Source organism: Paenibacillus sp. GYB004 (assembly GCF_036577605.1).
GTDB classification, from domain to species: domain Bacteria; phylum Bacillota; class Bacilli; order Paenibacillales; family NBRC-103111; genus Paenibacillus_AB; species Paenibacillus_AB oceani.
This window is the reverse complement of sequence record NZ_JARBDB010000002.1, coordinates 206042-225974: the sequence shown is the minus strand read 5'-3', so window position 1 is coordinate 225974 and position 19933 is coordinate 206042. Positions and strand designations below refer to the sequence as shown.

General features: G+C 53.9%; 20 protein-coding genes, 1 tRNA gene and 1 pseudogene. 12 read left to right on the top strand and 10 right to left on the bottom strand.

The window, feature by feature from the left end; all coding sequences use genetic code 11:
- Positions 1–30: 30 nt before the first annotated feature.
- Together PV433_RS01075 and PV433_RS01070 are read right to left on the bottom strand one after the other, a co-directional pair.
- A pseudogene (locus tag PV433_RS01075) lies at positions 31–720 on the bottom strand (IS4 family transposase); the annotation flags it as partial.
- Between the two features lie 254 nt (positions 721–974).
- A tRNA-Ala gene (locus tag PV433_RS01070) sits at positions 975–1047 on the bottom strand.
- Positions 1048–1492: 445 nt separating this feature from the next.
- On the opposite strand from PV433_RS01070, the gene PV433_RS01065 reads away from it, so the two are divergent.
- A complete protein-coding gene (locus PV433_RS01065) occupies positions 1493–2083 on the top strand; it encodes a sensor histidine kinase (RefSeq protein ID WP_332070534.1) in 591 nt (196 codons plus the stop codon).
- A 90-nt stretch (positions 2084–2173) separates the two neighbouring features.
- On the opposite strand, the gene PV433_RS01060 is transcribed toward PV433_RS01065, so the two are convergent.
- Positions 2174–2818, bottom strand: coding sequence for a DUF5701 family protein (locus PV433_RS01060; protein ID WP_332070356.1), 645 nt, complete (start codon positions 2816–2818; stop codon positions 2174–2176).
- A gap of 197 nt (positions 2819–3015) precedes the next feature.
- On the opposite strand from PV433_RS01060, the gene PV433_RS01055 reads away from it, so the two are divergent.
- Positions 3016–3726, top strand: a complete 711-nt coding sequence (locus tag PV433_RS01055; RefSeq protein WP_332070355.1) for a MerR family DNA-binding transcriptional regulator — start codon at positions 3016–3018, stop codon at positions 3724–3726.
- A 655-nt stretch (positions 3727–4381) separates the two neighbouring features.
- Here the strand turns inward: PV433_RS01055 and ilvD are convergent.
- Entirely contained in the window at positions 4382–6067 is a 1686-nt protein-coding gene (ilvD, locus tag PV433_RS01050) for a dihydroxy-acid dehydratase (RefSeq protein ID WP_190928682.1), read from the bottom strand.
- A gap of 259 nt (positions 6068–6326) precedes the next feature.
- Positions 6327–7052, bottom strand: coding sequence for a Crp/Fnr family transcriptional regulator (locus tag PV433_RS01045; protein WP_332070354.1), 726 nt, complete (start codon positions 7050–7052; stop codon positions 6327–6329).
- Positions 7053–7237: 185 nt separating this feature from the next.
- Here PV433_RS01045 and mobA point away from each other — a divergent pair, with 185 nt between their 5' ends.
- The 3 genes from mobA (at position 7238) to PV433_RS01030 (ending at position 9271) form a co-directional block, all read left to right on the top strand.
- Positions 7238–7864 carry a molybdenum cofactor guanylyltransferase gene (gene mobA / locus PV433_RS01040; protein ID WP_332070353.1) on the top strand — a complete coding sequence of 209 codons (627 nt, stop codon included), beginning with the start codon at positions 7238–7240 and terminating at the stop codon, positions 7862–7864.
- 612 nt (positions 7865–8476) lie between these two features.
- A complete protein-coding gene (locus PV433_RS01035; RefSeq protein WP_332070352.1) occupies positions 8477–8899 on the top strand; it encodes a phage holin family protein in 423 nt (140 codons plus the stop codon).
- A gap of 195 nt (positions 8900–9094) precedes the next feature.
- Positions 9095–9271 (top strand): hypothetical protein, encoded by a 177-nt coding sequence (locus PV433_RS01030; RefSeq protein ID WP_190928688.1) that lies wholly within the window; start codon positions 9095–9097, stop codon positions 9269–9271.
- Between the two features lie 54 nt (positions 9272–9325).
- On the opposite strand, the gene PV433_RS01025 is transcribed toward PV433_RS01030, so the two are convergent.
- Positions 9326–9763, bottom strand: coding sequence for a LytTR family DNA-binding domain-containing protein (locus PV433_RS01025; RefSeq protein WP_190928690.1), 438 nt, complete (start codon positions 9761–9763; stop codon positions 9326–9328).
- Positions 9764–10255: 492 nt separating this feature from the next.
- Between PV433_RS01025 and PV433_RS01020 the strand changes: the two genes are divergently transcribed.
- Together PV433_RS01020 and PV433_RS01015 are read left to right on the top strand one after the other, a co-directional pair.
- On the top strand, positions 10256–10393 hold the full coding sequence (locus PV433_RS01020) for a hypothetical protein (protein ID WP_190928692.1): 138 nt from the start codon (positions 10256–10258) through the stop codon (positions 10391–10393).
- Positions 10394–10400: 7 nt separating this feature from the next.
- Entirely contained in the window at positions 10401–10832 is a 432-nt protein-coding gene (locus PV433_RS01015) for a DUF86 domain-containing protein (RefSeq protein ID WP_332070351.1), read from the top strand.
- 92 nt (positions 10833–10924) lie between these two features.
- On the opposite strand, the gene PV433_RS01010 is transcribed toward PV433_RS01015, so the two are convergent.
- Both PV433_RS01010 and PV433_RS01005 read right to left on the bottom strand, forming a co-directional pair.
- The gene (locus tag PV433_RS01010; RefSeq protein WP_332070350.1) at positions 10925–11698 is read right to left on the bottom strand and encodes a M55 family metallopeptidase; all 774 of its coding nucleotides are present in this window, start codon (positions 11696–11698) and stop codon (positions 10925–10927) included.
- 14 nt (positions 11699–11712) lie between these two features.
- The gene (locus PV433_RS01005) at positions 11713–11880 is read right to left on the bottom strand and encodes a hypothetical protein (RefSeq protein WP_332070349.1); all 168 of its coding nucleotides are present in this window, start codon (positions 11878–11880) and stop codon (positions 11713–11715) included.
- A 200-nt stretch (positions 11881–12080) separates the two neighbouring features.
- Between PV433_RS01005 and PV433_RS01000 the strand changes: the two genes are divergently transcribed.
- Complete coding sequence (locus tag PV433_RS01000) at positions 12081–12722, top strand: helix-turn-helix transcriptional regulator (RefSeq protein ID WP_332070348.1); 642 nt, start codon at positions 12081–12083, stop codon at positions 12720–12722.
- A gap of 825 nt (positions 12723–13547) precedes the next feature.
- Here PV433_RS01000 and PV433_RS00995 read toward each other — a convergent pair.
- Positions 13548–14198 (bottom strand): bifunctional 4-hydroxy-2-oxoglutarate aldolase/2-dehydro-3-deoxy-phosphogluconate aldolase, encoded by a 651-nt coding sequence (locus PV433_RS00995; RefSeq protein WP_332070347.1) that lies wholly within the window; start codon positions 14196–14198, stop codon positions 13548–13550.
- Between the two features lie 158 nt (positions 14199–14356).
- Here PV433_RS00995 and selD point away from each other — a divergent pair, with 158 nt between their 5' ends.
- The 4 genes from selD to PV433_RS00975 all read left to right on the top strand — a co-directional run bounded on the left by selD (position 14357) and on the right by PV433_RS00975 (position 18521).
- Positions 14357–15463, top strand: a complete 1107-nt coding sequence (gene selD, locus PV433_RS00990; RefSeq protein WP_332070346.1) for a selenide, water dikinase SelD — start codon at positions 14357–14359, stop codon at positions 15461–15463.
- Between the two features lie 8 nt (positions 15464–15471).
- Positions 15472–16503 carry a tRNA 2-selenouridine(34) synthase MnmH gene (gene mnmH, locus PV433_RS00985; RefSeq protein WP_332070533.1) on the top strand — a complete coding sequence of 344 codons (1032 nt, stop codon included), beginning with the start codon at positions 15472–15474 and terminating at the stop codon, positions 16501–16503.
- Positions 16504–17644: 1141 nt separating this feature from the next.
- On the top strand, positions 17645–18124 hold the full coding sequence (locus tag PV433_RS00980) for a DUF948 domain-containing protein (RefSeq protein ID WP_332070345.1): 480 nt from the start codon (positions 17645–17647) through the stop codon (positions 18122–18124).
- Positions 18114–18521 carry a YtxH domain-containing protein gene (locus tag PV433_RS00975; RefSeq protein ID WP_332070344.1) on the top strand — a complete coding sequence of 136 codons (408 nt, stop codon included), beginning with the start codon at positions 18114–18116 and terminating at the stop codon, positions 18519–18521. The genes PV433_RS00980 and PV433_RS00975 overlap by 11 nt, the downstream gene beginning before the upstream one ends.
- 131 nt (positions 18522–18652) lie before the next feature.
- Here PV433_RS00975 and PV433_RS00970 read toward each other — a convergent pair whose 3' ends face one another.
- Complete coding sequence (locus PV433_RS00970; RefSeq protein ID WP_332070343.1) at positions 18653–19774, bottom strand: phosphodiester glycosidase family protein; 1122 nt, start codon at positions 19772–19774, stop codon at positions 18653–18655.
- Between the last annotated feature and the right edge of the window lie 159 nt (positions 19775–19933).

Genomic DNA, 19933 nt, shown 5'->3' with positions numbered 1-19933 from the left:
GTGGTTTTCTGTTTATTACTTACTCAACTTTCGCAGCTCGATTCCCAGTTTGAGATACGACTTGGTAAACTTAAAAAACGTTTCAATGCTCCATCTCATGCCATAAACTCGTATAATCTCAGCATCTTGAAGGGTAACGTCTGTACTTAGCACGGCCAGCCACTCACGGCGCTTGTTGCGATTTTGCACAAAAACCAGTTTCACGGGGAGGCCGCAAGCGGTCTTGACGATGACGGAACCCAGAATCTCGGCGCCGTTATTTTTGGGCAGCATCGCATATAGTCCCTGCAGATTGAGACGCTTGCCTCCCAGCAGATAGCGCTGCTTCATATCCTTGATCATACCGATGAGATGCAGGCCTTTACCCATCAATTCACGAAGTAGTGGCGCTTGGGTAAACCAGCTGTCCATTAGCACGAAGTCAGCGCTGAAGCCGGCAGAAATTGCACGGTTAATAAGATCGACAACAGCATCCGGTTTGCGAGAGAACGCTTCAAGGCGCCGCTTGTAACTTTGACAGCGTTTGCTAATTCCTTCCTCCATCTCGCAAAAACGATTTTTGATGTTGGTTGAAGACAGCATGACAAAGTCAACCGGTGCAAAGCTAAACCCATCGGACCAGCCTAACGTCAGCATGTTGAAGCCTTCGACAAAACATCCTGTCGTATGGTCGAACACACGGGCAAGTAATTCTGTAAAGACCCTATTATTTTTTAGGATTTTCCTTTATCCATAAGGGATTTCCGTCATTTTGAAGCTGCGAAAGTTGAGTTGCTTATTACTGTGATTCTGGAGGGGGATGGAAATCGAAACTCCACAAAGCGAAGCCAAACTTTGAGGCATATTCCGAATACTTTGCAGGGACCCTGGAGTTTCGCTTCGCTCTTTGTACGCGGTCTGAACCCTTATCAGGGGTTCACTCGGCCTTTGGAACAAAAGAAAAACACGGATCCAATGATCCGTGTTTTGATTTATGGAGCCTAGGGGGATCGAACCCCTGACCTCATCGCTGCCAGCGATGCGCTCTCCCAGCTGAGCTAAGGCCCCTCGTAAGCGACTTTTTTAGTATACAACAGCTGCCCGGGGGAATGCAACATGAATTTTGGAGTGTTCACAATTTGTTTAAATATTAAAGGAATAGGCGGTCCGGTACGGGAAAAGAAGGTGCCAGCTTCTGGATTTTCGTCTATTCATCAGGCATCCGAGAGTTGCTGCTCCTCGAAATGCATGCAGGAACTGGTTGAAATTGGCCGGTTTTTCGGAGGTAGGTCAGGTCTGAACTTTGGAGCGATGCTGCAAGCTTTGAGGAATAGTCTTTATTGCGGTATGACGCTGCGGTCGCAGCCGAATCTTTCATGCATACGCGCAGGCGGCCTCTTCGGAGACGCCGGTTCATGACGGTACGGGCCTCGGGATAAGCATTACGAAAAAGCTGGTCGAGCTGAACGGGGGAGATTGAAATGAATCCCTTCGAGCTGCCGGTGCTGATTTTCTGTACAATGCGCTAAATTCGATCGCGATCTTATGCATGAACGAGCCGGAGAAGGCGGAGCACCTGACACTGCAGCTGGCGCAATATATGAGAAGCAGCTTCGATTACAAGCAGTTGGATGCGATGACGACGCTGGGAGGCGAGATGGAGCTGGTGGAGGCGTACGTCCATGTCGAAAAGGCGCGTTTCGGCACCCGGCTCCATGTGGTGTACGAACTTGACGCGGATCGGAAGATCCGGATTCCTCCGCTTATTTTGCAGCCTTTGGTCGAAAATGCGATCCGTCATGGCCTTATGTCCAACTGGCGGGGAGGAACCGTCCGGATCTCGGTCACGCCGGGAGCGGACGGGCGGGTCAGCTTTGTAATCGAGGACGACGGATGCGGGATGAGTCCGCAGAAACGGGAGGATGTATTAAATCCGGATGTTGAGAAAAAAGGAGTCGGTCTGTGGAACATCAGTCAGCGGCTTAAAGCTTTGTACGGTTCGGATATTCAGATCGAAAGCGAGGAAGGGAAAGGCACGCGGTTTGCCTTCACCATTCCTGCACGAGCGCAAGCGGAGCACGTGGATCTGCCGGACCGCGAATAAGCGCGGAGGAGGGGGCAACCTGACGCTACAAGGTTTGGCGTAAATCTTAGCGAACGTAAAACCCGACCTGGACCATGGATCATCAAATCATCAAGCCTGCCCGCCGTTCTCCGCTCCCGCCCGATAGCGGCACGAAGCGGAGCCGAGCCACGTATGCGGATTGCCGGCCCAGCACCAGCCGAGCTTCGGTTTGCCGCCGCTGATCCAGAGAGCCGTGACTCTGCGGTCGCTGCCCCGGGAGCCCAGCAGCGAGAAGCCGTTATTTTTCATCAGCACATCCGGGTAATGGGTAATCAGCGCGATGCCTTCCTCCAAGGTGAGCGGGGAGCGGTTTTGCCCGGTAATCGTTTGGATCGCATCATTCGGGGTGACATTAAGCGTTTCCCGGCCGGTATCGATATCGACGATCAGGTACGCCGAACCGGAAGGAAGCCGAATATCTTCAATCGGCTTAAAACGGTTAATATCGTCGAAATCCAAAACGCTGAAACCGGATTTGCCTTGGCGCTGCACAAGCTGAATCGCCTTCTCGCTGTCGACCCAATCGTTACGGATGACGATGACGAACGGAATGCTGCTGTGCGGGGACCCGGCTTCGATGTACTCGAGATGAGGAAGACGTTCCTGTAGAGGCTCCAGCTGCTTCCGGAACTCGTCATCGCTTAATCCGGCGATGCTTGGGTAGCCTTTGCTTATGAGGTTGCGGACCTGTCGTTCGAACTCTGTTTCCGGCATGAAGGATGGCCTCCTTATTGAGCATTATTTGGGTAATGTGCTCCTTTTGATACATCTTTTTGACACTTCACTTCTCTATTGTATAACATGGATGCTAATTGTAAGTTCCAGGTTATTTGATCCTGTTATACAGGGGATCGTGAATTGAAAACTTGCAAGCAACTTCAATTTTTGTCGAACGGGGAGCGTGCCGCGGGATGATGAGACCGATCGATATTGCGGAGAAATTAAACCTAAGTACAAGCGCATTGAGAAATTACGAGGCGAAGGGACTTGTTCCGCCTGCCTTGCGCTCTGCGGGTGGTCACCGGATGTATACGGAGGAACACTTGGCTTATTTCGAATGTCTGCAAGCGATGTCGCCGGGGTTTGGCATGGAGGTTGCTTCCGAAGTCGTAAAACATGTTCAGCTCCGCGATGCAAGCTCTGCGCGGTGGTGTATAACGGTCAGTCAAGCCCAGCTTCATCACGATAAGCAGCAGGCCGGGAGAAACCTTCAGATGCTGGAGGATCAGGTGCATAACGGGGCGGAAGAAGCGAATGGGGTGCAGGAGCGGATGACGATCGGCGAGGTATCTGCAGCAACCTTAATTGCCGGCTCGGCGATCCGTTATTGGGAGAAGGAGGGACTGATTGCATCGTCACGCGATCCGCATAACGGCTATCGAATATTCGGCCGCTCTCAATTACGCAAAATAATGCTGCTTGGCGCCTTGCGCAACGCTATTTATTCGCCGGAGCTGGTCAGCCTGAAACAAGCGATCAGCCGGCTGGACCTTAACGATCTGGAAGGTGCTCGTGAGATTGCCGGTAAGTCTTTGGCGTATCTGGACCGAATGAGCGAGGAACAATTTCGCGGTATGTTTTTTTTCGGCAAGTTGTGCCGGTTGTTAAGCCTGATGAAGTGATCGGGAGCCGCTGGAAGGGTGTACACATACATACGTTCGAAACGCCGGGGAAACGGGAGACGAGCCTGAAAGTCCGCAACCGCAGCAAAGGATGAAAGCTGCTTAGTGTCCAGAGGAAAAAGCAAGTAATAATTGCTGAAGCGGAAACAAGTGCAGCGGCAGGTAGCAGCCGGGTGCGACCGGCACGCCTTCAGCGCTGTCGCAAAAGTGTTCACGTGACATGAAGCGTCCCCGTTTCCTATAAGGGAGGAACCGGATAAGGCGGTTTGTAGCTCGTATTTTGTCCAAAACCCGCTTGGATGGGGAAATAAGAGCGGTTTGGAGCAGCTAATATTCGCCAAAAAGGGAGCGGACCCCGCCAGTTGGTTTAAATCAGGGGGCAACCGCCTCTATTCGCCTCCGTAGTCCCCATATGCCGAAAATAGAGGCTGCCAAAGACTCTTGACTCTTCCCTTGTGCTAGAGCCCTAGAGCCTGTACCATGACGCTACCGTACGCATAAGGAGATGCACGACGTGATCGGCGGAGTCGAAGGGAAGGGGCTTTCTCAGAAATGTTCGTCAGACAGGGGGACTTCCCAATTTCCAAAATAAAAGGACCACAACTTCCACAGTGAAGTGGAGTTGCGGTCCTTTTTTCTAGCGAAAAATCGGCCATTAAACCTTCATAACCCCGCCGGTGCTGGCGGAAGTAACGAGCTTGGAATAACGCGCCAGATAGCCGGTTTTGACCTTCGGCTCAAAGCCTTTCCAGTTGGCTTTGCGGCGTTCCATTTCCTCGTCGCTGATCTGCAGCTCGATTTTGCGGTTGACGAGATCGAGCTCGATGATGTCGCCGTCCTCGACGAAGGCGATCGGTCCGCCTTCAGCGGCTTCCGGCGAGATGTGGCCGATGCTGATGCCGCGGGAAGCGCCGGAGAAACGGCCGTCGGTGATCAGGCCGACTTTGGCGCCGAGACCCATGCCGACGATTTGCGACGTCGGAGCGAGCATTTCCGGCATGCCGGGGCCGCCTTTCGGTCCTTCGTAGCGAATAACGACGACATGGCCTTCTTTCACTTTGCCGTTAGCGATCCCGGACAGCGCATCTTCCTGCGAATCGAAGCAGATCGCCGGTCCGACGTGACGTCCGCCTACCGATTTGTCGACAGCGCCGACTTTGATGATCGAGCCGTTTGGAGCGAGATTGCCGAACAACACGGCCAGACCGCCTTGCTCGCTGTGCGGGTTGTCGATCGTATGGATGACGTCGGTATCGAGAATGTCGCAGCCGGCCACGTTTTCGCGCAGCGTTTTGCCGGTGACGGTAATCCGGTCGCCGTTCAGGGCGCCCGGCTTTTTGAACAGTTCGTTCAAGATGGCGCTGACGCCGCCCGCATTGTGAACGTCCTCGATATGGTAGTCGGACGCCGGAGCAATTTTCGCCAAGTGCGGAACGCGCGATGCGACTTCATTGATCCGCTCGATCGGGTATTCGAAGCCGGCTTCATGGGCAAGCGCCAGCGTATGAAGAACGGTGTTCGTCGAACCGCCCATCGCCATATCAAGCGCAAACGCATTGTCGATCGCTTCGATCGTGACGATATCGCGAGGTTTAATATCTTTTTCGATCAGTTCCATCAGCTGTTTAGCGGAACGCTTGACGAATTCTTTACGCTCCTCGGCGACTGCCAGAATCGTACCGTTGCCCGGAAGGGCGAGGCCAAGGCCTTCGGCCAGACAGTTCATCGAGTTGGCCGTGAACATACCGGAGCAGGAACCGCAAGTCGGGCAGCCGTATTGCTCCAGCTCCTGCAGCCCTTTCTCGTCGATCTTGCCGGCCTGGTAAGCGCCGACGCCTTCGAATACGGAAGACAGCGAGATCGAGCGTCCATCGCTTGTTTTACCGGCTTTCATCGGTCCGCCGCTGACGAATACGGTCGGGATGTTCACGCGAAGGGCGCCCATCATCATGCCCGGCGTAATTTTGTCGCAGTTCGGGATACAGACCATGCCGTCGAACCAGTGCGCGGAGACGACCGTTTCCAGCGAATCGGCGATAATCTCGCGGCTTGGCAGCGAGTAGCGCATCCCGATATGACCCATGGCGATACCGTCGTCGACGCCGATCGTATTAAATTCGAACGGAACGCCGCCTGCTTCGCGAATCGCTTCTTTAACGATTTTACCGAATTCCTGCAGGTGGACATGACCCGGAACGATGTCGATGTACGAGTTGCACACCGCGATAAACGGTTTGTTAAAATCTTCTTCTTTGACGCCGGCTGCACGCAGCAAACTGCGGTGCGGAGCGCGGTCGAATCCTTTTTTGATCATGTCCGATCTCATTTTTGGCTTGGACATTGCAGTGATCCTCCTTGATTCATACGTGGAAGTAGTTCGGCATGAGAGCGTCCGAATAATTACCTGACTACTATTTTAACAAAAAAACAAGAAGATTGCTCTACCCGCGTCACACTTTATTTGTCCAGTGCATGCAAAAAAAACCGCTTCGTCGCATCAGCACGATGAAACGGGCGGTGTTGGGCGCAGCGGACAGGCAAAAATTAGATGCCGCAGAGTACGTTCCATGACGTGCCGCTAGACTCGCAGAGACGGTAGATTACAGGCGGCAGATGTCTTTCGGGCATAACTCGCAATGACACAGATCCTGCAGGTGGGCCAAGTTTTTGATAAGCAGATGTCCGTCCCGCTGATCGATAATGCCTTCGCGCTTCCAGTCGCCGAGCATCCGGTTGACGCTTTCCCGCGCGGCGCCGATATAGTCGGCCAAGTCGGTGTTGGTCATTTTCTCGGTGATCAGGATGCCTTCCGGTGTCATTTTGCCGAACGTATTGGCGAGCCGGATCATCGTCGAGCATAAAGCGCCGGGTTTGCCGTACAGCATCAGATCGCGGAATTTCGTCTGGGTCGTCCGGTGCATGAGGCCCATCCATTTCATAAACTCAAGCGCCAGATCCCCCTGCTGCCACAGCAAAGCTTCCAGGTCCGACTTCTGGATGACGCCGATCAGGCAAGACTCGGTCGCATTGGCGGTAAACGATTGGCGCGAATCGGAATACGGGTCGAGCTGTCCCATAAAATCGCCCTCGCGGAACAAATACAACACGAATTCTTTGCCGTCCTCGTTCGTTTTCGTGCATTTGACTTTGCCCTTCTTGATATAATAAAGTTTGTCGGCAAGGTCTCCTTCCCAATACACGCAAGAGCCTGCTTCCACTTTTAGTTCATACATAATGCTTTTTAATTTGTCCATGCTCTCCGGTGAAAAGCAGGAGCTATTGACGGCGTTGGAGCCGGCGTATTCGGTCGAGCGATTCGTATTCATGAGGTCAACCCCTCCCAGTTCCAGTCATGCTTCTATCGTTATTATACTCGAATCCGCCCTTTTGTGTTGTGACGTATGTCACTATAGTTCGTCCGAAGTGTGACCGATGTAACAGTCCGGAGCGATCCTCCCGTCGTATAATGGAGACCGGATACACAATTTCGGAAGCGAAAGGAGGAGCGCCCATGTTGACCGGTGTCATTTTGGCCGGCGGGGAAAATCGCAGAATGGGCGGAAAACACAAAGCGCTGCTGGATCTCGGCGGGCAAACGCTGATCGAACGGCAAATCGCAGCCATGAGCACCATTTGTCCGGAACTGATTGTCGTGACCAACGATCCGAAGCGGTTTCTGCCTGTTGTAGACCGCAGCGTCCGCATCATTACCGATTTTTATCCCGGCAAGGGGCCGCTCGGGGGAATCCACGCAGCCTTGTCCCTTACCCGCAACGATAACGTATGGATCGTCGGCTGCGATATGCCGTATGTCAGTCCGGATGCGGCGGGTCTGCTGCTGGAAAGGCTTCAGCTGGCCGAGGCGGATGCGGCCATCCCTCATGTCGACGGGCGGCTTCAGCCGCTGCATGCCGTATACAACCGCAGATGCGCCGAACAGGCGGCCGCGCTTCTGGCCGAGGAAGCTTACCGGGTAACCGGCCTGCTCGAACGGGTCCGCGGGGAGCCGGTGCACGATTTCGAGTTTGAGGGAAGGGGCATCGACACGAAATTCGCCGTCAATACGAATACCCCGGAAGAATGGAGCGAGGTTCTGCTAAGCGAGCGGTCCCTGCCCGATACGAATAACGGGAGATGAGAGCGGTTTCCAAGGCAGACGGAATAATGACGCAGCTCCATACTAAGCTCGCCGAAAGGCGGGCTATTTGTTTGCCAGAAAGTTTATGTTTGCTAATGAGGTAATGCTTCAAAACTTCGATTATACAAGCGAACTGCGAGTTTCTGTATCAGAAAAGCTGCCTCTAGCGCAGGGTTATTCATCGTGGAAAAGGTTCCGTTTAGCAGCTTTTCTTAGAAGAGCGGAATGTTACGATCTTCAGCGTAAACTAAACCACGAGGTTGGACAGCCGACGTGTGTCGGGCGCCGGGAGTCGCGCGCGGTGCGGAATGCTCTAACGGGCATGGTGGAGGCTATTTCGCTAAAAAACAGTTTTTGAAAATGTAACGGTCACCACAGCGCTTATTTACTCCAAACTACCTCCAAAAGTGACACCTTTCATCAAATAGTTGCATCTATGTCCGTTAGAAATCAAATGGATCGAAATTCACCGCAAAAACGGCCGCTGTGTCCGTTAGAGTTTTTGTTCCGCCCGAAAAGCGAGCCGAAACAGGGCAAGAAGCACAATCCACGGATGGCTTGTCACCTTTCTAGCAGCTTCGCATAAAATGCTAGAAAAGGGAGGGGGCAGCTATGCAGGGACCGATGCAAGCTTCGATCAATGCGACAGTAGGGATAGTGGGAGCTGCCGTTACTTATATGTTCGGCGGATGGAGCGAACTGGTCAACATATTCTTGCTGCTGATCGCGCTGGATTACGTTACCGGCGTCGCCGCTTCGATCAAGTCGGGCGAAGGGTTATGCAGTACGAAAGGCTTCTGGGGGATATGGAAAAAAGGGCTGATGCTTATCATCGTTACGGTGGGCCACCGGTTCGACCTGCTGCTCGGCACCGACCTGTTCATGGTCGGGTTCATGTACTTCTACATCTCGAATGAACTGCTCTCGATTACGGAAAATTGCGGCAAGCTCGGTTTCCCGCTGCCGGGCCGGCTTCGCAAGCTGATTCAAGTGCTAAGGGAAAAGGGTATAGAGCAAGAGGAAGATCCGAAATAAGGGTCTCCTCTGTCCTGCAATTTCGCTGAATGGGCAGGTATTCAGGTATGTTTAAAGAATAAAACCGATTTGACCGCCGGGAGGAAAGGGGAGAATTTATTGTCCTACCGTAACATTTTTTTGTTTTTTCACGTATAGAATATAGGGAGACGTTTGAACTTACGCAGGTGAAGCTGAAAAGGAGGCCAACCACCTATGCCATACTACATAAGCTATAAAGGGAAAAAGCTCGGCTCGCCCCTCACCAAAAACGAAGCGGAAGAGAAGCTAGTCGTGTTGAGCCGGTGTTTCAAGCAACTGGAAATCGTCAAGGAAAACTCGCAACCGGTAGGAATGTTGTCCGTAACACTGCCGATCGCGGAAAGCAACTAAAAGAACCGTTCCTAGGAATGGTTCTTTTTTTGCAGGGAAAGCTATATATGAAGTCTACTCTTCCGACGTGCGGGCCATCATGCGGAACCCTTCGCTGCCAGCCGGCTTGGAGGTATATTCGAGACTGGTATTCGTATTGTTGGCGATCGCCCGGGAGATCACGTTCTGGAACAGCTTTTGTTTAATAAAGGCAACAGTGGCGTACTTGCTGTCGTCAGACGGATTTTCCTCGAAGTAAATTTTACCCTGCTTGCCGTCCATCTTTTTGATTTTGTTCAGATTGACCAGATTCGTTTTGTCGAGCAGATCGAATCCGCGGTCGAAAAAGTGGTCGTACAGCTCGGAAAGGGTAGAAAGATGGTAATATTTCTCCTCGGCCGTATGGTACACGATGTTGCGCTTCTCGATATTGATATACAGCACGTCGTTCAGATTCAGCAGATAGAGCTCGGTTTCATGTTCATTTTTTTTCCTAAGGACGGGGATTTCCATCGCATTTTCCTCCGTAACAGTTTCTTTCCTGTTCTAGGTCGCAGGCAGCCGTATATGGCGATATGTACGACATGAATGTCAAGATTGCTCTTCTTCATCGTCCCATTTCCGGGAATAGCCTTTATTCAGCGCATAAATGAATATACCGATAATGGCTGCAGTCAACAGTCCAAGCAGTACCCAAACTCCAGTCAACTTCCAATCCTCGCTTCCTGATCATCCAGCTATATGAAAAGTTTACACTATTACTATACACGATATTTGTTGAAAAAGGTATATTTGCTAGTTAAAAAGGAGAATTAAGGATAACACTTCCTCATATTACCATAACTCCGGGGCGCGAGGTATACGGAGCCGTGCCGAAAATGGCGCTTTTATGGCGGTTATGCGGTTTTCTTGACGGTGCGAATCGTCGGAGCTAAACTGATAGGGACATACCGCTTTTGCCTGTCAGCGGGAGCGGAAGGTTCAACCCGTGGGAAGGTGACAAACTTGAATATGCTGTTGGAAGCGAAAGTGGAAATGAAGGACGTCGGCGAAGCGTCGTTTGTCGTGCTCGTCGTCGCGCTTACTTTCGTCGTAACCATTATATGGGCCAAGTGGAACAAACGTAAACGGAGCGGAAAGTAGGAGAGCCATGTATTACGTAAATCATGAGCAAATCGAAGAAAGACTGGCGATTATTCCGTCGCTTGCGGAAGCGGCCGAGCGGATCGGAGTGTTGTGGCGGGAGGAGAGTCCTGATCCGATTTTGGCGCTAGCCCAGGAGCGTCTGCTGCATCTGGCTATCGAGCTGGTTACGGATGTCGGCAGCCTGCTGATCGACGGATTTTTGATGCGGGATGCGAGCAGCTACGAGGATATTATCGACATCCTGCGTGTGGAGGGTGTATTCGGAGAGCGGCAGTTCGAGCCTCTCTACGAGCTGGTGAAGCTGAGAAAGCCGCTCGTGCAGGAGTACGTCAGCCTGAAACGGGACAGCCTGCACCCGCTGGTGCGCCAGCTGCCCGGCATTTTGGAGCCGTTCGGCGAATCGGTGAAAGCGTTTATTGCCAAAGAGCTGGCTTGACGCGGGATAGGGAAGTGTATAAAGAAACGGGCCCTGCAGAAATGGGCCCGTTTTTGCATGCTGCTGCGTAGTCCTGCGTGCTGCGATGCCGCTTACAAAGGCAAATCCCGAACATCTCCGCGGCTGATGCGGACGGTGCGGTCGTTAATCCACTCGATCCCTTCGCCTTGCCGATCCTTCGACTGCGGAGCCAAATATCCGATTTCCAGCGTATAGGGGCCGGCGATGCCGGTAAACGGACGAATCTCGTCCAGCCGCCGCACCGCTTCGGCTGCGCTCTCCCGGATGAGATGGCAAGCTTCCGCGCCGTCCAGATGCTCGGCCGCTTCGATTCCCAGTCCCCGCTTGACGACGGCCGTCTCGATCTCCGGCACGAACAGACAAGCTTCGAGCGCAGCTTTATCGTCCCCGGAGAGGAAGATCGTCGGCACGCCCTGCCTACCAGCGATCAGCGCTCTAGCCGCGAATTCCCCGATAAGCACTCCGTTAAGCCGGTAATACGCCACCGTCTTCGAGGAGTATGTATGATTCAGCGGCGCGTTATACGTTCCGGCCATCGCATGCTGGCCGACGAACAGCAGCGCGTCGTAGCCCTCCAGACGTTTGTAAGGCTGACCTTCCCGCAAATAGTTGCCGCCGACCAAATCTTCGGCCAGTAGTCCGCCAGGGCCGTGGCCGTCCCATACATCGATGCGCGAATCCGGATACACGAGGCGAATCCCTTCGATGCAGGCGTTCACTTCGCGCGCCAACAGCTTCTTGGCTTCTTCGATCCGCTCGGGATAACCGTCACCCGGCCGGGTCTGGGTAAAGCTGTCCACTCCTGCCGGACCTTCCAAATCCGTTAAAATAAAAAACGATCTCATGTTCCCGCTCCTTTTCAGTATGGAATCCGCCATACGAGATACGGCATTTTCGGCACCGCCCCTCCGGTCCAGCCGGATAGAAATGCCGTTTTAGCAGCGCCATTTGGTTGAAGAGCCGTCTTGATGGGCTCCGCGTATTCACGGATCATTTTACGCACATCGGGATCTTCCTTCAACCGCAAAATGTAAATCCCCCGACTTACTGTTGGAATAAGCGGTTTTGACCTCGGCTTCTACACTCCCGGCGGGAAATAATACGATTTTTGGGGATGCGCCGCCTATTTAGTAAACAATGTTGTTTGTTAATTTACTTATGTCTGCAAATACGTTAAAATGACGGTAAGCAATGATAACGATTCGCAATTGCCAGGGGTGTGACGAAATGGACATGGAGCAAGATTCCTCCACAAGAAAAACGATCGTCAAAATGCTCAAGACGAGCGGACCTCTAGGCGTAGGCGAGATGGCGAAGCGGCTGGGGATTACCGAAATGGCCGTGCGCCGTCATCTGAATACGCTGGAGCGGGACGGGTATATCGATTCGCGGATCGTACGCCAAAGTATGGGCCGGCCGATGAACATCTACCGTTTGACCGAGGCGGCGGAAGACTTGTTTCCGAAAAATTATCACACGCTGACGCTGGATCTTCTTGGAGAGCTGGATGGGGGAACGGACGGCGGCGGGGTCGGCAAGCTGTTCGGCAGACGGAAAGAAAAGCTGCAGATGAAGTATGAGTCCGGGATGGAGGGCAAACCTCTGGAGGAGCGGGTAGCGAAGCTCGCCGATATTCAGAATGCGAACGGATATATGGTCGAATGGGAGCGGACGGACGACGGCTTCGTGCTGAAGGAGTTCAACTGCCCGATCTCCCAGGTGGCGAACCGTTACGAGGAAGCGTGCGACTGCGAGCAGCAGCTGTTCGAAGATTTGCTCGATACGAAGGTGGAGCGAACCGAATGTTTGGCCAAGGGCGGGGGCAAGTGCACGTATCACATTAAAGAGCCTAAGGAAGAGCGGGACTGACGCATGCAGCATTGTAATTGTCATGGATTCGCCGGCTCTTAATGAAAATAGCCCGAACGGGAAATGGAGCTGTTCCAGTTAAGTTTCGTATGACACGGGAACGCCCAAATTCCAAACAATAAGGACCCATATTCCACGGCGAAGTGGAGGTTGAGGTCCTTTTTCTCCTTGTTCTCAAGGCAATCGGTTCGGAGCGGGCTCATAGAATCGCAGTATGACTTTGGACAGCCTCATTTTTGCTTGTCTTAAAGGCTGTGGGAAGTTAGGAGCTCAACAAGGGGCGCACAGAGGGCTGCAGCTTCATCCTATGTCCTGGTCATGGTCATGGGCAAGAGAGAACTGGCGAGTTTTGTCTGGAATCCCCTACCTTACAATCCTTATTTAATCAAGGGAATCCGGACAACCTGTTTGAGCAGAAGAAGGTAACTTTTCACTTGGAACGGCCTGCTTACACTTCTACACAATGAATCGACAGCCTCGCAGGAGACCTTTATTGATGATCAGAATGACATGGTGGAAACGTCTTGATCTCCAAATGAAAAGACCTCAGATTCCACGGTAAAGTGGGGACTGAGGTCCTTGTTCTCAAGGCTGATCGGATTGGAGCGGGGCTCACTAGAGTCGCAAAGTGACTTTCGGACAGCCCGCTTCTCTTCAAAATGGTCACCATGCCGCAGGCCGTTCATCCCAGCCATTTGAACCTTGTGCCGCCGCTTATGAGCAAGAGAGAACCGAACAAGAGTGGTTTATGCGGGGGTGGTTTGTCCCCTTTATTCTTTCACTCTGATCAGGCACGGACCGGAAAACGCGGGGGATCGGTTACTTCTACTTCTCTTCGGCGAACGGCGCCGTTTTCTCGATCAGGCTGGCTGCGCGGCTCGTTACCCAGTCGAAGTTGCCTGCGGCGATCTCCTGGAGGTTGACGACGTAGCTGCCGATGCCTACCCCGTAGCAGCCGGCGCGGATGAAGTCGGCGATGTTGTCCGTATCGACTCCGCCGACCGCCATCATCGGAATATGCTTCAGCGGGCCTTGCAGCTCCTTGATGTATCCCAGCCCCAGGCTGGCGCTCGGGAATACTTTCACGGCGGTCGCCCCGGCTTTCCAGGCGCGAACGATTTCCGTCGGCGTCATAGCGCCCGGGAAGATCGGGATTCCCGCTTCTGCGCAGCGGCGGATAACGTCTTCGTCCGTATTCGGCGTAACGATAAACGACGCTCCGGCGTCAAGCGCCGTCTGCAAATCGCCGGTATCGAGCACCGTGCCGGCCCCGATATACATCCGGTCGCCGTGCGACTGCTGCAGGCGGCGGATCATATCCGGAGCTCCCGGCGTGTTCAGCGTAATCTCTATTACGGTGACGCCTCCGGCCAGCAGCGAGTCGGCAATGCGTTCCGCGTCGGATTCGCGCACGCCGCGGATGATCGTGATGATGCGCGTGCGATTTATTTCGGACAACCCTTGTTCGCGTTCCATCGATAGACCCTCTTTCAACTTAATGGTGTAGCTTTATGTGTCTATTATAGCTTGGCCGTGCCCGGACGTCTAACCGGTCCGCCTTTTCATCGGAGCGAAGGTATGCTACTCTCAGGATTAGTGAACGATTGTACGAGAAGAACGAAAGGGAGATTCCGATGAGTGACAATCAAGCGCAATCGCAATCGCAAGCGGCTGAACGAATCAAATTAACCTCGCTGTCTTCGAAAGGAGGCTGCGGTTGCAAGATCGGCCCCGCCGATCTGTCCCAGGTGCTGCGCGGCCTGCCTCCGGGCGTGCCGAACGCCGACCTGCTGGTCGGTCTCGATACGAGCGACGATGCCGGCGTATACCGGCTGACCGACGATCTCGCGATCGTACAGACGGTCGACTTTTTCACGCCGATCGTGGACGATCCTTACGACTTCGGGCAGGTTGCCGCGGCTAACGCGCTCAGCGACGTATACGCGATGGGCGGCAAGCCACTGACCGTGCTGAATATCGTTGCCTTTCCGATCCACAAGCTGGACAAGTCGATATTGACTGACATTCTCCGCGGAGCCGGGGACAAGGTGAAGGAAGCGGGAGCGACGCTGGTCGGTGGTCATTCGATCGACGACAACGAACCGAAGTTCGGCATGGCCGTTACCGGGACGATTCATCCCGGGAAAATCCGCACGAACGCCGGCGCCAAGCCGGGTGACACGCTGCTGCTGACGAAGCCGATCGGAGTCGGCATCCTGACGACATCGATCAAGAAGGACCAGCTGTCGGAAGCCGAGATGAAGCGGGTAACGCAAGTGATGACGACGCTGAACAAAACGGCGGCGGAAACGATGGAGCCGTTCAGCGTCAACGCCTGCACCGACGTGACCGGATTCGGACTGCTCGGACATGCGATGGAGATGGCCAAGGGAAGCGGCGTCGGCTTGCGCCTGTACCGGCCGGACGTGCCGGTGCTGCCGCGCGTGCGGGAGCTCGCCGAAGCTGGATTCGTGCCGGGAGGCACGAAAAACAATTTCGCGCACGTCCAGGACAGTGTGATGTTCGCGGACTCAATCGACGAGATCGGGCAATGGATTTTGGCCGATGCCGTCACTTCTGGCGGCTTGCTGATTGCCGTGCCGGCAAATGAGGCGAAGCAGCTGCTGGAAGCTCTGCTTGCGGCCGGCGTGGAAGCGGCGGCGATCGGCGAGGCCGTTGCCGATCACCCGGGCACGATCCGGGTGCTGGACGAGTCCCGAAGCGAGGTAAAGCGAGGTTGACGGCAGCGATGGAAGACATCACGATAGACAGGCTGCTGGAGCTCCAGGCCAGCCGCGAGCTGGTGCTGGTGGACGTGCGGTCGCCCCAGGAATATGAGGACTCGACGATTCCGGGCAGTCTGAATATCCCGTTTTTCGACGATCAAGAGCGCGCCGAGATCGGTACGCTGTACAAGCAGGTCAGCATTCAGGCGGCCAAAGACCGCGGACTTGAGATCATCTCCGCCAAGCTGCCCGGCTTTATCCGCGAGTTCGCCGCCATTCCCGGCCGGAAAGCGGTTTTCTGCTGGAGGGGAGGCATGCGCAGCCGGACTACCGCGACGCTGTTGTCGCTGATGGATATCCGGGTATACCGGCTGAGCGGAGGATACCGGGCGTTCCGCCGCTGGGTCGTAGAGACGCTGGAGTCGTACGAGTTCACCCAGAAGGCGGTCGTATTAAACGGCAATACGGGCTGCGCCAAGACCGCCATCTTGCGGCAACTGGAGAAGGAAGGCTACCCGGTGATCGATCTCGAGCGTATGGCGGGTCACCGGGGATCGATATTCGGGCAAATCGGAGTGAAGCCGAACAACCAGAAAACGTTCGAGGCGCTGCTGGCGCTCCGGCTGGAGCAGTTGAAAAGTTCGCCCTACGTTCTGATGGAAGCGGAGAGCAAACGGATCGGAAAAGTATGTCTTCCTCCGTTTCTTGCCGAGGCGAAAGACCGCGGACGGCAGCTCGTTCTCGAGCTGCCGCCGGAAGCGCGCGTCCGCTATATCGTGAGCGAATACGAACCGCATCTGCACAAGGACGAGGTGCTGGATGCGTTCCGTTACATTAAGCGGAGAATTCATACGCCGGACGCTGCAGAGATCGAGCGAAGCATCCGCGAGGACCGCTTCTCCGACGCCGTCGCATTGCTGCTTACCGCTTACTACGATCCCCGCTACGAGCATGCCGGGGCCGGCCTTCTGCCGGAGCAGAAGACGCACATACGCGCCGCGACCTTCGAAGAAGCGTATCGCCGGGTGAAAGAGCAGATTCGCGAGTCCGAATAAGGCGGGAGAGGAGTGCCCCGATGTCCGGTGTGTGCCGCCGCCGGACTGGGCAGTCCTTTTTTGCTCTGCCAGTAAGAGTTTAAGTTCTTTACCGTGCTGAATGGAAGGGAAGGGAAGGGGGGCCTTCCTTGGCGGTAGTGAACGTATACTCAGGTCCGATGACTAACGAATCGGATCGTGCTTATGGCCGAAAAACGACGTTATTTCAGACGTAACGAATCCGGGGATCGTTATTAAACCGAAAGTGGAAAAAAACGATCCGATTTGCGGGAATAACAATCCAAGAGTTCGTTAGAATTCAAACGTCCGCTTTCGGCTCTGATAAGGAATACTGGGTTCGTTAGCGATGCTACCGCATGAAGACGAAGATGCTAGCCAAATCACACTGGGTGTGAATTAGGCACGAACCCGCCAAAATCACACTGGGTGTGAATTTGGCACGAACCCGCCAAAATCACACTGGGTGTGAATTAGGCACGAACCCGCCAAAATCACACTGGGTGTGAATTAGGCACGAACCCGCCAAAATCACACTGGGTGTGAATTAGGCATGAACCCGCCAAAATCACACTGGGTGTGAATTAGGCATGAACCCGCCAAAATCACACTGGGTGTGAATTAGGCACGAACCCGCCAAAATCACACTCGGTCCTCAATGTTGTTACGGCCAAGTCTAAACAAGACAACCCGACTGAGGACGAGCGGCTGGAGCGAAGGTGCCCATTCCCTTCCGCGCGCTAACATATGGGTTTGTACGTCAAAGGACCGTCCGGACGTTCCGGACGATTTTCTTATCTACAACATTAGAGTTTTCACCGGAAAATGGGCTTCGGAAGACAAGTTTGGAGTGTCAACAATCTGAAGGCCAATCCAATCCGAGACACATTCCAAACTCCCAGAGGGAGATGTTTGAAACTTAAACCCATTTTTCGGAAACAAAATGGAGATCATTTTTCATTAGTTCAACTTCTATAAGAACATTTTTTATACCTCTTTATGGTGTTTTTTAGAAATAGACGCACGATTTTCACTTTTTTTTCATGGAAACTGTGTCAAATGGTGCCGGGTAGACTTATAATAGAAGTATGAACTGGGCATTCGTCCAGAGGCGTCTTGCTATAAAGAGGAGGTGTGTAGCGTTTTGATCATTCAAATCAGTGTAGCTTGTATCGCCGCCGCTTTTATCGTGCTCGTCTATTTTTTAATCAAGACCTTGATATCTGCGAAAGCTTCCTTGGAACAAGTGACCGAAACGCTTGCGCACATCGACGCGAAAGTAGACGCGATCAGCCAGGAAACCGTCAAGCTGATGCACACGACCCAACAAATTACCGATGATGTACAAGGCAAGATGAAGTCTGTGGACACCTTGTTTCGATCCATCGGTCAAGTAGGGGAATCCGTCTCGCAAGTGTCGGCATCCGTCAAGCAGGTGTCGGCTACGGTCTCCGATTCCGTCAGGCGCGCCGGGGATCGGGTGAACCGGGAGCGCAATCAGGTAGCCGAGGTGATGGAATGGGCGACACTCGGTCTGCAATTGTGGCGGAAGTGGCAATCCCGCAAGCGTTCTGTCGAACAACTGCCCAAAAATCCGAACGAAAGGGTTGGGAATGATGTCTGAACAAAACGGAAGAGGGAAAGACTTTTTGATCGGTGCAGTCGTAGGAGGAGTGCTTGGAGCTGTTACGGCGCTGCTGTTCGCTCCAAAATCCGGCAAGGAGCTTCGTGCAGATTTGTCCGATCAGGCGCACAAAGTATCCGAGAAAACGCAGGAGCTGGCCGGTACAGTCGGCGTGAAGACGAAAGAATTGGCCGATACGGTCGGGGTGAAAACCCAGGAGATCGCCAAACAGGTAACGGAGCAAACCGGCGAATGGGTACAAAAGGCGAAGGAAGTCGTCGAATCCGTATCCGACGAAGTGAAAGCGTGGAAAGATGCGCGTAAGGAAGTCGCCGTGGCGGAAGAGGAAATGATGCCGGCCGACGCCGAAGTGCTCGGACGCAGCACCATCAAATAACGAGTCTGCCCCAAGCCGCCCCGGCCGGGTGGAAGGCATGACTGAAAAGGCTGTCCCCGAGGTCCGCAGTATGGACCTGAGGGACAGCCTTTTGTGCGGGGAACGGCATGCTGCGTTCCACCACATTCGGATCACCATTTGGACGGATCGATCTTGCTGATGTCGAGCCCTTCCCAGACGTTGCGGATTTGCGCTTTCTCGGGATGATCGAAGACGAGGAAGGCGGTTGGCAAGTAGCGTTCGCCGTAAGGGCTCGCCGGTTTGTTAATGATCTCGTCTTCCTTGACCAGCACGGTGGACGAGCCGCCGTCCAGATTCGCGGCGATGACCGCTCCGTGCTCCAGGAAAATTTGCTGCACGTCATACAGCGTTGCGCCGATGCTGTGGGTTTGCCGCCCGTCGATAATCGCGAACAATATTGTACCGTCCGCGGTTTGCGCCATACACGTTCTCGGGGCGATCCCCCAGCCGCTAGCCTGGTCCTTGATCAGCCCTTTGCCGTCGACGATAAATTGCGGCTTAAACGTCACGGCCTCCTGAACGCCCATCGCCAGCATATCCGAAGGCTTGTGATTGCCGGCGATCATGCGGCCGTTCTTGTCGATGCCGACGATCGAGGTCGGCGTATTCATAGCGCCGTCGTTGTAGAAGATTTTGCCGCCCGAGATAACGATGCCCGTAGGCTGGAAGCCGTTCCCTTTCCACTCCGGATCGACGAAACCGCCTGCGTTAATACCGAGAGCGGCACCGGTGCGCTTCACCATGCTCGATACTTTTTCGCCTTTGCCGATTTTCTCGGGGACGGCGAGACGAATCTTTTTGGGATCGTATACTTTGACCAGATATCCTTTAAACTTGGGTCCTTCGATCGGTTCGATGTCGAAGATCGGCTTGTCCTGCTGCTCCAGCTCCACGGGAGTCGGGACGAAGACCGGCAGCGTGCTTTTAAGATCGGACATTTCATCGAACTGCTTCGTATAGCTGGCGACTTGACGCTCCAGTCCTTCCTGGCCGATCAAATATTTGGCCCAATGCCGGTGCTGGGTCGTGATCAGCGTGTCAGCCATCATATAACGGAATTGGGTTCCGGAAGGAGTCAGGAAAAACCAGCCGCCAAACAGCAACGAAGCGAAAAAAAAGGAAAGCATAAACCGTCCAAGCCAGTTGACCTTGCGCCGTTTCGGTTTCTTTCTCCTCGGAGGGAGCGGCGCGGCGCCTCTAGCGGCCGGACTGGCGGCGTTTCTCGTTTCCATTCGCGCATCCTTTCCACGAAGTACAGATCAGACGGGATACGTCTGCACAGCGGCATTCGTATCCTGCTAGGAGTTCTGACGTTGTACCAGCGAAGTTATTCGTTACTTTAAACGAACGAAACGGGAAAAAGTTTCACCCGTCCCGTACTCCGCCTAAAG